Source organism: Sphingomonas sp. (assembly GCF_031361285.1).
Classification (GTDB): domain Bacteria; phylum Pseudomonadota; class Alphaproteobacteria; order Sphingomonadales; family Sphingomonadaceae; genus Sphingomicrobium.
The window spans coordinates 1-10,449 of the sequence record NZ_JANMCO010000065.1 but is presented as its reverse complement, the minus strand read 5'-3'; the positions used below and the strand labels follow the sequence as shown (position 1 = coordinate 10,449).

Genomic DNA, 10,449 nt, shown 5'->3' with positions numbered 1-10,449 from the left:
CATCGCGTTGGAGTCCATGCACATCGGATCAGGTCCGGGGGTGGCGGGGTTGTCGGGCACGCAAGTCCAGCCATTCTTGCCTTCCCGTAGCGACTTCATCGACCCGTCGGGATTGGGCGCCATCACCGCCGCCTCGCGGGCAATTGCCTCTGGTGCCGCCGAAAGCGCGCTTTGCACCGGATCGCTGGGGTTGGCCGGCGCCGCGGTATTCGCGGAAACATCGTTGGTTGCCACCGAAGTTTCGGCAGGCTTGGGTGAACATGCGGCAAGCGCGAGGGTGGACGCGGTCACCAGGAGCAACAGCGGATAATGTGTCATCATAGCTTCCAATCGCATGAACTTCGGTGACAGGGCCAGTAACAGAGATCAACGATTGGCGCGAGCGCCGCCCTCAGGGTAAAACTACGCCATCGCCCTAGCAAGACGCGCATCCGCCTCGCTGTGAGCGTCCGCTTTCCACCCAAGCCGGACATTCCGATGAATTGCGGGCGGCGCCAGAACCGACGACGCTCGACACCTTCACAGCACCCCGAATGTCCACCCCTCGCAGCGCGCAATCTCGCGCGTCAGCCCCGGCGGCGAGAACGCCGCCGGCTCGCCGTTCGCCAGCGCCCGAACGGGTGTGTCCGTTTTGGCTGCAGGCATGAGTTCCCCTGCGAAGGCAGGGGTCCAGGCCCGGACTGGAGCTTCGGCGCAAGTCCGGTCATGCTGCGCCAGATGAAAGCGGGCTACGTCTACCTCATGGCCAGCCGACGCAACGGCACGCTCTACATCGGCGTGACGAGCGACCTGCCGAAGCGCGTTTGGGAGCATCGCAACGGCCTCGTAGCCGGGTTCACCCGGAAATACGGCTGCAAGCTGCTCGTCTGGTACGAAGCCTATGACGATCTTGAGCAGGCGCGTTATCGCGAGTTGCAGATGAAGAAGTGGAAGCGGCTGTGGAAGCTCAGCGCGATCGAGGCGATGAATCCCGAATGGCAGGACTTCTACCCTACGCTCGGTTGAAGGCTCCTGACGGAGCTTATCCAGTCGCGCGCAGCGCCTGACCGGCTTTGCCGGGCCTGGGCTCCTGCCTTCGCAGGAGCACTGACAGTCACAGCACCCCGAATGTCCACCCCTCGCAGCGCGCGATCTCGTGCGTCAGCCCGACCAGTCGATCGCGACAAACGACGCGAAGCGGCTGGTCACACCAGCGGCGGCTGGGAGTCGTCGGGCTCTGGCGGGGTCGCTTTGCGCAGTCGGGGTTGGGGGAGCCGGGCCGGCGGCTCCTGCCGCTCGGCCCAATCCTCGAGGATCCGCGCCGCGGCGTCGCGCCCGCCCAGCCCGAAGGCGAGCGCGGTGGCGATCGCCGCCGAGCCGAGAATGAGACCGAAGGCCATCATCACGATCTGGTCGGCGAGCCCCATGAAGGTCAGGCCGATCGCGGTAAACAAAGCGATGATCGCATATTTGACGATCGTCTGGGCGAAGCCCGATTCGCCGGTCGAGCTTCCGACCAAGGCCGCCAGCATACGCGCCAGGAACAGCCCGACTACGATGATCACGGTGCCGAAAATCACCTTGCCGCCGAGTGCCGTGATTTGGAACAGCAAGGCAGCGACGCTGTCGCCGCCGAGCTGACGCGCGGCCTCGATTGCGGCGGCGAGCAGGATCGCGGTCATGGCGATGGCGCCCACGACGCGTGACGGGTTGGAGCTCGCCGGCATGATGCCGAGCGCGCGCACGCTGTCGTCGAAGCGAAGGCTGGGGAGGACGGTCTCAATCAGCGTCTTGACCCAGCGGCCGATGAGGAACGCGATCGCCAGCCAGACCAGGGCGGCGAACACCCGTGGGATGGCGACGGCGATGGTCTGAAGCATTGCCACCGCCGGGTCGGCGATGGCGCTGATGCCCAGTGCCTGGAGTGCGGCAATGGCTGCGAAAACGATGATGATCGCGCTGACCGTCATGCCGATCGCACGGGCCAGCGTGCTGCGCGCCGGAGCGGCGCCGTCGGTCGCATTCCCAGCCGTATCGACCGCAACCGGAGTGTCGCCCAGCTTGAGCCCGGCGCGGCTCGCGCGCCGTTCGAGGTTGAGCGCGCCGAGTGCCGCTTCGATGATGTGGCCGACGATCCGTCCGAGAATGAGCCCGGCGAAGAAGATCAGGACCGCCCCCAGCAAATGGGGGATGAAGGCAAACACCTCGTTGGTCAGCAAGGTGACCGGGGTTATCACCTGCGACAGGCCCAAAGGCTGGAGCGCGGCGATCAGCCCGACCAGCCACACCAGCCAATAAGCGAGGCGGCCGAGCTCGATCCCGACCGACTCTCCGCCGGCCTGCGGATGGCGCTTGAGCACCGGGACCTTGTCGATCCCCTTGGCCACCGCCCACTGAACCGCCTTGGCGATGAAATGGGTGACAACCAGGATGAGGATCGCGAGCAGGACCCGCGGTCCCCACAGATATAATTGGTCACGCCAATAGGCTGCTGGTGCGTCGCTGGTGTACATCGATGGGCTCCGTAGCTTTAGGTGTTGTTGGCGCGCTTCAGCCGCATCTCGTCCCAATATGCAATGCGTTCCGCGACTTTGGCCTCGAAGCCACGGCTGGTCGGCTCATAAAAGCGCTGGGGTTCCATTTCCTCGGGCCAGTAATCGGCGCCGGAGAAGCCTTCGTCGGAGTTGTGGTCATAGGCGTAGCCCTGGCCATAACCGATGTCCTTCATCAGCTTGGTCGGAGCGTTGAGGATGTGCGCCGGCGGCATCAGCGAGCCGGTCTCTTTCGCGCTGCGCCAGGCGGATTTCTGCGCGACATAAACTGCGTTCGATTTGGGCGCGGTGGCGAGGTAGAGGCAGGCTTGGACGATCGCCAGTTCGCCCTCGGGCGAGCCGAGGAAGTCGTAGCTGTCCTTGGCGGCGAGGCACTGGACCAATGCCTGGGGATCGGCGAGGCCGACGTCCTCGGAGGCGAACCGAACCAGCCGCCGCAGCACGTAGAGTGGCTCCTCGCCCGCCACCAACATGCGCGCGAGATAATAAAGCGCCGATTGTGGGTCGGAGCCGCGCAGGCTTTTATGGAGCGCGGAGATGAGGTTGTAATGGCCCTCGCGATCCTTGTCATAGACCGCCACCCGGCGATGCAGCAGCGCGGACAAGGCGGCCGGATCGAGCGGCGCGTCGATCGCGATGTCGAACAGCGTTTCGGCCTGATTGAGGAGGAAGCGACCGTCGCCGTCGGCGCTGGCGATGAGCGCGGCGCGCGCCTCCTCGGTCACCGGCAGAGGACGCCCGACCTCGCCCTCGGCGCGCTCGATCAAGGTCTTCAGCGCTTGATGGTCGAGCCGGCGCAGGATCAGCACCTGGCACCGCGACAGCAACGCCGCATTGAGTTCGAAGCTCGGATTCTCCGTGGTCGCGCCGACGAGGGTCACGGTGCCGTCCTCGACGTAGGGCAGGAAGCCGTCCTGCTGGCCGCGATTGAAGCGGTGAATCTCGTCGACGAACAGCAAGGTGCGCTGGCCGGCCTTGGCCATCTGCCGCGCTTCGGCGAACAGTTTTTTCAAGTCGGCGACCCCGGAAAATACCGCGGAGATGGCGACGAAGCGCATCCCGACCGCATCAGCGAGCAGCCGCGCGATGGTTGTTTTGCCGGTTCCCGGTGGCCCCCACAGGATCATCGACGATAGCTTGCCGGCAGCGACCATCCGCCCAATGGCGCCGTCGCCACCGGTCAAATGCTCCTGGCCGACGACCTCGCCGAGGCTCCTTGGCCGCAAGCGGTCGGCCAGCGGGGCATCGGGAGCAGCGACATCGGGCTGCCGCGCAATCTCCTGGTCAGCGAACAGATCGGCCATCCGCGAAGCTCATAATGTTCGGGCTGAAAAATGCACCATGGCACTTGTTGTCGATGCATCTAAGATATATCGTAGATGCATCTGAAGGAGAGAGAGTCATGGGTCACAGGCATGGGCGCGGTTGTGGGCCGCGCGGAGAATTCGAGTTCAAATTCCCTGAAGGCCTGTTCGCCATGCGCGGCGGACGCGGCTTTGGTGGCAATTGGGGTCCCTTCCATTTTGATTCCGGCGACGGCCCCCCGGGCGGCTGGGGTCGCGGCCGCCGCGGCCGCCGCCGGATGTTCGAATCCGGCGAACTTCGCCTGGTGCTGCTGAAGCTGATCGCCGACGAGCCGCGTCACGGATATGATTTGATCCGGGCGATCGAGGAGCTGACTGGCGGCGAATATGCGCCGAGCCCGGGCGTCGTCTATCCGACGCTGACCCTGCTCCAGGACATGGGCTTGATCGAGGAGGCCAAGGAGAAAGGCCCGCGCAAGCCGTTCCAGGTGACCGCCGAGGGGCGCACGCACCTCGAGGAAAATGCGGCCGAGGTCGAAGCACTGCTCGAGCGGCTGGCGGAATTCGCGCCGCGCGAGAGCAGCTCCAGCGGCCCGGCTATCGGCCGTGCGATCAAGAACCTGATGACTGCACTTAGCCACCGCGTCGGACGAGACGGGCTCGACGATGAACTGCTGCACGAGATCGCGGCTATCCTCGACGAGGCTGCGCAGCGCATCGAACGCGTGAAGTGACCTAGGACCGGCGGGTGCGCCGGGCGAGCCGAGCGCGTTTCTCGATCACCCGCTGGTAGGTGCGGACGACCGCCGAATTGATCGCGTCCCAGTCCATCGTCCGGGCGAAGCTCAGGCCCGCTTTGCCATGGCGGGCGCGAAGCTGTGGATCCCTGGCGTAGGCCTCGAGCGCATCGGCGAAACCATCGGCGTCGAACGGATCGACCAATATTCCGGTCTTGCCGTCGCGGACGAGATTGGTCGCCCCCGTGGCATCCGCCGCGACCACGGGCAGTCCGCATGCCATCGCCTCCAGGGTGACGTTGCCGAACGCCTCGGTGATCGACGGGTTCAGCAGCACGTCGCAGCTGGCCAGGCTGCGGGCGAGGTCGGGGCCAATTTGCTGGCCAATGAAGTTGGCGTCGGGCAGGCGTTGCTCGAACCATTCGCGGGCGGGACCATCGCCGATCACGAGCACGCAATACTTCACCTTGCGCTCCGCCAGCGTGTCGATCGCGTCGGCGAACTGATCGAGACCCTTTTCCATGACCAGGCGGCCGAGGAAGCTGACGACCAGCGCGTCGTCGTCGATGCCGATACTTCGCCGCCACTCCATGTCGCGACGGCCGGGGTGGAACTGTTCGCGATCGACGCCACGAGTCCAGATCGAGATGTCGCGGTTCATGCGCTGTGCCCGCAGCACGGCGGCGGTCGATTCGGCCGGCGCGACGATCGCATCGCAGCGCCGATAGAGACGCCGCATGATGGCGCGCACGAATGGCTCGAGTATTTCCAGATGATAGTAAGCCAGGTACGTCTCGAAACGCGTGTGGATCGAAGCGATGGCGGTCACATTGCGCCGGCGCGCCCAGCTCACCGCGCGGTGAGCGACGATGTCCGGGCTCGAGATGTGGACGATATTGGGCGCGAACTCCGCGAGGTCGCGCCGGACCCGGGCGGTGAGGGCGATTGGAACCCGATATTCCGGACGGCCGGGGATCGCCACCGAGGGCACGCTAACCAGGGTGCCGGTAGCTTTGAACGCCGGATCGGGCACCGTCGGCGAATAGACGCGGACCTGCGCTCCTTGGCGCAGCAGATAGTCGACCAGGCGATTCAAGGCCTGGTTGGCGCCATCGCGCACATAATTGTAATTGCCCGAAAACAGGGCGATGCGGAGGTCACTGGGCTGCACCGGCCATGCCCTTAACGGCGGCAACAGCAAAGGCAAACAGCGGGCGTACTCTTCATGGACAGCATTAAACTCGGATTGCCGCCGATTGCCCGATCCGATGCGCAGCTGTTCATTCTCGGTAGCCTGCCCGGCGATGCCTCGCTCGCAGAGCGCCGCTACTACGCCCATCCGACCAACCAGTTCTGGCGGTTGCTCGGCGCCGCCATTGGCGAGGACCTCCAGTCTCTGGACTATGAGGAGCGGCTGCAGCGTCTCGCCGAGCGGCGCATCGGGCTGTGGGACGTAATTGCTTCGGCCAGCCGTCGTGGCAGCCTCGACCAGTCCATTCGGTCCGCCGCTCACAATCGGGTCGAGCAACTGCTGCAGGATTTCCAACATGTGCAGGCTTTGGCGTTCAACGGCTCGACAGCCGCCGCCGCCGGCCGTCGCTTGATAGGAAATCCCGATCGCCTGCGGCTGATCGACCTGCCGTCGTCGAGCGCGGCCAACACACGTCCGTTGAGCGAGAAAACGCGCGCCTGGGAGATACTGGCACAATTCGTCGCTTAGCCCTTGCTCCGCACGGCGGCTGTGCCAACAATGCCGAAATGACTCCGGCCGACGACCATGACTCCGACGACGACCGCAGGTTGTCGATGGTCGACGAGGCGCTGGTTGCCGGCACCATCGCCAACACCAACGGCCTATTGGTGATTATCGCCAAGCTGGTCGCGCGCGGTTTCCTCGACAAGGACGATCTGAAGGCCTTTTCCGACAGCTATTCCAAGCCGCTCGACCACCTCGGCATGCGCGAGAACGAACTGGTCAGCCAGATGCAGGACCAGATGGAAGCGACGCTGGCCGAGCTGATGCGCTTCCTTAGCGAACGGGGCAGCTAAAGCCGGACCCGCCTCAATCGCAGGGAATTGGCGATTACGGTTACCGAACTGAGCGCCATCGCGGCGCCGGCGATGATCGGGCTCAGCAGCACTCCGAAAACCGGGTACAGCGCCCCTGCGGCAATTGGCACGCCGGTCGCATTGAAGAAGAACGAGAAGAACAGGTTCTGGCGGATGTTGCGCATCACCGCGCGGCTCAGGCGGCGGGCCCGGACAATCCCGCCGAGGTCGCCTTTGACGAGGGTGATGGCGGCGCTTTCCATCGCAACATCGGTGCCGGTGCCCATGGCGATGCCGACATCCGCCGCAGCCAGCGCCGGCGCGTCGTTGATGCCGTCGCCGGCCATGGCGACGCGGCGGCCTTCCTTCTTCAACTGCTCGACGATGGCCTGCTTCTGATGGGGCAGGACGCCGGCATGGACCTCGTTGATTCCACCCACGCGGCGGGCGACCGCTTCGGCCGTCCGCTGGTTGTCGCCGGTCAGCATGACCACTCGAACGCCATCACTACGCAGTGCGGCGACCGCTTCGGCGGCGCTGTCCTTGACCGGATCCGCGACCACCACCAGGCCGGCGAGGTGGCCATCGATCGCAACGAACATCACGCCCCGACCTTCGGCGCGGTGAGCGTCAGCGGCGCTTTCCAGCGGAGCGGTGTCGACGCTGCCTTCCGCCAGCAACGCCGAATTGCCCAGTGCCATGCGCCGGCCGCCGATGGTGCCCGAGATACCCTTGCCGGTGTGCGAGTTGAAATTGTCGGCTTCGTCGAGCGTCAGACCCTTCTGGGCGGCGCCCGCGATGATGGCCGCGGCGAGCGGATGCTCGCTGCCTTTTTCGAGCGACGCGGCGACGCTAAGCACCTGCTTCTTGTCGAAGCCGGCGGTCGGCTCGACGGCGACCAGGCTGGGCTTGCCGATGGTCAGCGTGCCGGTCTTGTCGATGACCAGCGTGTCGATCTTCTCCATCAACTCAAGTGCCTCGGCGTTCTTGACCAGGACGCCTAGAGTTGCGCCGCGTCCGGTACCGACCATGATCGACATCGGCGTGGCGAGGCCCAGCGCGCAAGGGCAGGCGATGATCACAACGGCAATCGCATTGACCAGCGCGTGGCTGAGCTTCGGCTCCGGACCGACCAGCGACCAAATGATGAAAGTTGCGACCGCAACCAGGACAACCGCGGGGACGAACCACCCGGAAACCTGGTCGGCAAGTTTCTGGATCGGCGCGCGCGACCGCTGCGCCTCCGCCACCATGCGAACGATCTGCGACAGCATGGTGTCCTTGCCGACGCGCTCGGCACGCATCAGCAGGCTGCCGGTGCCATTGACCGTCGCGCCGGTGACCATGTCGCCAATCGCCTTTTCGACCGGGACCGGTTCTCCACTGATCATCGACTCGTCGACCGAGCTATGACCCTCGACGACAATTCCATCGACCGGCACTTTTTCGCCAGGACGCACGCGAAGCACGTCGCCAACCTGGACATGCTCGAGCGGAACGTCCTCTTCCTGGCCGTCCGGGCTAACCCGTCGGGCGGTCTTGGGCGCCAGGCCGAGCAGCGCGCGGATCGCCTTGCCGGTGGCGAAGCGGGCGCGGAGTTCGAGGACCTGTCCAAGCAGCACCAGTGTCGTGATTACTGCGGCCGCTTCGAAATAGACCGGAACTTGTCCGCCCATCGTCCGCAGCGATGACGGGAAGGTCCCTGGCGCAAAGGTCGCAACGAGGCTGTAGCCATAAGCGACCCCGACCCCGAGGCCGATAAGCGTGAACATGTTGAGGTTGCGGCTCTTCAATGACGCCCAGAAGCGCTCGAAGAACGGCCAGCCGCCCCACAGGACGACGGGGGTAGCGAGGCCCAGTTGCAGCCAGACGAGCTGCCGCATCGGGAGCGGTGCCCAACCGGTCAGTTCGGCCCCCATCGCCAACACAAACAAGGGGATCGACAGGGCTGCGCACACCCAGAAGCGCCGGGTCATGTCGATCAGCTCGGGGTTGAGGCCTTCCTCGAGGCTCGGCTCGAGTGGCTCGAGCGCCATGCCGCAGATCGGGCAAGCGCCGGGCCCGGATCGCCGGATTTGCGGGTGCATCGGGCAGGTCCAGATCGTGCCCTCGGCCACATCGTGCGGGTCGGACACAGGCCGCGAGGTCGAATGATGGCAGCGATCGGGTTTGTTTTCCATGACCCCATCTACAGTCTTGTGCTTGCAATGTCAGTTGTATATACCCCCATAGGGCATAGTCAATATACCCCTATAGGGTTTATTTCGGGAGTGAAATGCGGTGGAAAAATCGCACGACAAGAAGTTGCTCGATCGGCTGCACCGCATTGAGGGCCAGGTCCGCGGCATCTCGAAGATGCTGGCCGATGGCCGCTATTGCATCGACGTGCTGACCCAGATCCGCGCGGTCCGAGCGGCCCTTGCCGGCGTCGAGACCGCAATGCTCCAGGAACACCTCAGCCACTGCATCGAAGGAGCCATCACCGGCGGCAACCCGGATGAGCAGCGCGCCAAGGCAGCCGAGCTGATCCAGCTCCTCGACCGCGCCAGATAGGCCGCAGGTAATTTCTATGAACAGAGCCCATATTCTCCCCACTGTGGCGATGCCGACCCGTGGACTCGCAAGGATCAAATATGTTTGACAAGCTCGCCATCGAACGGCGTGAGTTCCTGCGCGCCGCAGCTCTCGGGGGCGCCGGTGCGACGTTCGCCGGTATCATGCCCGCATGGGCCCAACCCGTTTCGGCCGGATTGGCACCGTCGCTACCGACACTTAGCGGCCCCGACATTGCCCTTACCATCGGTCAGGTTGCGGTCAGGGTCGACGGCAAGGTGGGCCGCGCAGTCGGCATCAACGGCACGGTCCCGGGGCCGTTGCTGCGCCTCAAGGAGGGGCAGCCCGCGCGGCTGCGCGTCACCAACACCCTCAATGTGGACAGTTCGATCCATTGGCACGGCGTGCTGGTGCCGTTCGCGATGGATGGCGTCCCCGGGATCAGCTTTCCCGGCATCGCGGCGCGCTCGACCTTCAATTATGAGTTCCCGGTCGTTCAGTCCGGCACCTACTGGTACCACAGCCACTCGGGTTACCAGGAGCAGGATGGGCTTTACGGGCCGATCATCATCGAGCCGGCCGGCCCTGACCCGGTGGCGTTCGACCGCGAGCACGTCCTGGTGCTTGCTGACCACAGCCCGATGAGCGGCGCGACCATCTACAAAAAGCTCAAGCAAATGGGTGGCGGCTATTTCAACATGCAACGCCTGACGTTGTCGGGGCTGCTCTCCGGTCGTGACTTGCCGGCATCAGAGCGACGAGATTGGGCCAATATGCGCATGGATCCCGCTGACATCTCGGATGTCACCGGCTCGACCTACACCTTTACCGTCAATGGCCATGGCCCGTTCGACAATTGGACGGGGTTGTTCCGACCCGGCGAGCGCGTCCGCCTGAGGATTATCAACGCCGCGGCCCAGACCAATTTCAACGTCCGCATCCCCGACCTGCCGATGACCATCGTCCAGGCCGACGGGCAGAACCTGCGGCCGGTGACCGTTGACGAGTTCCAGATCGGCGTCGCCGAAACTTTCGACGTAATCGTCATGCCGCGGGACCGCGCCTACAGCTTCGTCAGCGAGTCCATCGACCGCTCCGGCCTTGGCCGGGCGACGCTCGCACCCCGCGCAGGCATGTCCGCTCCTGTTCCGCCGCTTCGGCCGAGGCCGCTCACCACCATGAAAGACATGGGCATGAGCGATATGGGCGGCGGCGACATGGCTGGAATGGCCGGCATGGACATGCCCAATGCGCCCAATCCCGCGGCCGTTCGCG

At 64.9% G+C, this 10,449-nt stretch carries 12 protein-coding genes; 6 read left to right on the top strand and 6 right to left on the bottom strand.

The features are described from left to right. Together RMO25_RS06895 and RMO25_RS06890 are read right to left on the bottom strand one after the other, a co-directional pair. A partial coding sequence (locus tag RMO25_RS06895; RefSeq protein WP_309661867.1) for a hypothetical protein occupies positions 1–321 on the bottom strand: 321 nt, incomplete at its 3' end. A 198-nt stretch (positions 322–519) separates the two neighbouring features. Beyond that, a complete protein-coding gene (locus tag RMO25_RS06890) occupies positions 520–645 on the bottom strand; it encodes a hypothetical protein (protein WP_309661866.1) in 126 nt (41 codons plus the stop codon). 60 nt (positions 646–705) lie between these two features. Between RMO25_RS06890 and RMO25_RS06885 the strand changes: the two genes are divergently transcribed. After that, positions 706–1,005, top strand: coding sequence for a GIY-YIG nuclease family protein (locus RMO25_RS06885; RefSeq protein ID WP_309661865.1), 300 nt, complete (start codon positions 706–708; stop codon positions 1,003–1,005). 179 nt (positions 1,006–1,184) lie between these two features. Here the strand turns inward: RMO25_RS06885 and RMO25_RS06880 are convergent, their stop codons facing one another. Continuing rightward, the gene (locus tag RMO25_RS06880) at positions 1,185–2,492 is read right to left on the bottom strand and encodes a mechanosensitive ion channel (protein ID WP_309661864.1); all 1,308 of its coding nucleotides are present in this window, start codon (positions 2,490–2,492) and stop codon (positions 1,185–1,187) included. Positions 2,493–2,509: 17 nt separating this feature from the next. Next, positions 2,510–3,835, bottom strand: coding sequence for a replication-associated recombination protein A (locus tag RMO25_RS06875; RefSeq protein ID WP_309661863.1), 1,326 nt, complete (start codon positions 3,833–3,835; stop codon positions 2,510–2,512). A 98-nt stretch (positions 3,836–3,933) separates the two neighbouring features. On the opposite strand from RMO25_RS06875, the gene RMO25_RS06870 reads away from it, so the two are divergent. Continuing rightward, positions 3,934–4,569, top strand: coding sequence for a PadR family transcriptional regulator (locus RMO25_RS06870; protein WP_309661862.1), 636 nt, complete (start codon positions 3,934–3,936; stop codon positions 4,567–4,569). 1 nt (position 4,570) lies between these two features. On the opposite strand, the gene RMO25_RS06865 is transcribed toward RMO25_RS06870, so the two are convergent. Continuing rightward, positions 4,571–5,743 carry a glycosyltransferase family 1 protein gene (locus tag RMO25_RS06865; RefSeq protein ID WP_309661861.1) on the bottom strand — a complete coding sequence of 391 codons (1,173 nt, stop codon included), beginning with the start codon at positions 5,741–5,743 and terminating at the stop codon, positions 4,571–4,573. Between the two features lie 54 nt (positions 5,744–5,797). Between RMO25_RS06865 and RMO25_RS06860 the strand changes: the two genes are divergently transcribed. Beyond that, a complete protein-coding gene (locus tag RMO25_RS06860; RefSeq protein ID WP_309661860.1) occupies positions 5,798–6,292 on the top strand; it encodes a DNA-deoxyinosine glycosylase in 495 nt (164 codons plus the stop codon). Between the two features lie 38 nt (positions 6,293–6,330). Beyond that, positions 6,331–6,621: a hypothetical protein gene (locus RMO25_RS06855; RefSeq protein ID WP_309661859.1), complete on the top strand. Its 291-nt coding sequence runs from the start codon at positions 6,331–6,333 to the stop codon at positions 6,619–6,621. On the opposite strand, the gene RMO25_RS06850 is transcribed toward RMO25_RS06855, so the two are convergent. Next, positions 6,618–8,801: a copper-translocating P-type ATPase gene (locus RMO25_RS06850; protein WP_309661858.1), complete on the bottom strand. Its 2,184-nt coding sequence runs from the start codon at positions 8,799–8,801 to the stop codon at positions 6,618–6,620. The two genes, RMO25_RS06855 and RMO25_RS06850, sit on opposite strands and share 4 nt — an antisense overlap. 100 nt (positions 8,802–8,901) lie before the next feature. Here RMO25_RS06850 and RMO25_RS06845 point away from each other — a divergent pair, with 100 nt between their 5' ends. Both RMO25_RS06845 and RMO25_RS06840 read left to right on the top strand, forming a co-directional pair. Next, complete coding sequence (locus RMO25_RS06845; protein WP_309661857.1) at positions 8,902–9,174, top strand: metal-sensitive transcriptional regulator; 273 nt, start codon at positions 8,902–8,904, stop codon at positions 9,172–9,174. Positions 9,175–9,254: 80 nt separating this feature from the next. Next, on the top strand, positions 9,255–10,449 hold a 1,195-nt coding region (locus tag RMO25_RS06840), incomplete at its 3' end, for a copper resistance system multicopper oxidase (protein ID WP_309661856.1).

What these genes read in the sequence shown, in the direction of transcription:
- RMO25_RS06880 (WP_309661864.1), bottom strand. Translation starts at nt 2,492, where the DNA reads ATGTACACCAGCGACGCACCAGCAGCCTATTGGCGTGACCAATTATAT.
- RMO25_RS06855 (WP_309661859.1), top strand. Translation starts at nt 6,331, where the DNA reads ATGACTCCGGCCGACGACCATGACTCCGACGACGACCGCAGGTTGTCG.
- RMO25_RS06860 (WP_309661860.1), top strand. Translation starts at nt 5,798, where the DNA reads ATGGACAGCATTAAACTCGGATTGCCGCCGATTGCCCGATCCGATGCG.
- RMO25_RS06870 (WP_309661862.1), top strand. Translation starts at nt 3,934, where the DNA reads ATGGGTCACAGGCATGGGCGCGGTTGTGGGCCGCGCGGAGAATTCGAG.
- RMO25_RS06885 (WP_309661865.1), top strand. Translation starts at nt 706, where the DNA reads ATGCTGCGCCAGATGAAAGCGGGCTACGTCTACCTCATGGCCAGCCGA.
- RMO25_RS06875 (WP_309661863.1), bottom strand. Translation starts at nt 3,835, where the DNA reads ATGGCCGATCTGTTCGCTGACCAGGAGATTGCGCGGCAGCCCGATGTC.
- RMO25_RS06850 (WP_309661858.1), bottom strand. Translation starts at nt 8,801, where the DNA reads ATGGAAAACAAACCCGATCGCTGCCATCATTCGACCTCGCGGCCTGTG.
- RMO25_RS06890 (WP_309661866.1), bottom strand. Translation starts at nt 645, where the DNA reads ATGCCTGCAGCCAAAACGGACACACCCGTTCGGGCGCTGGCGAACGGC.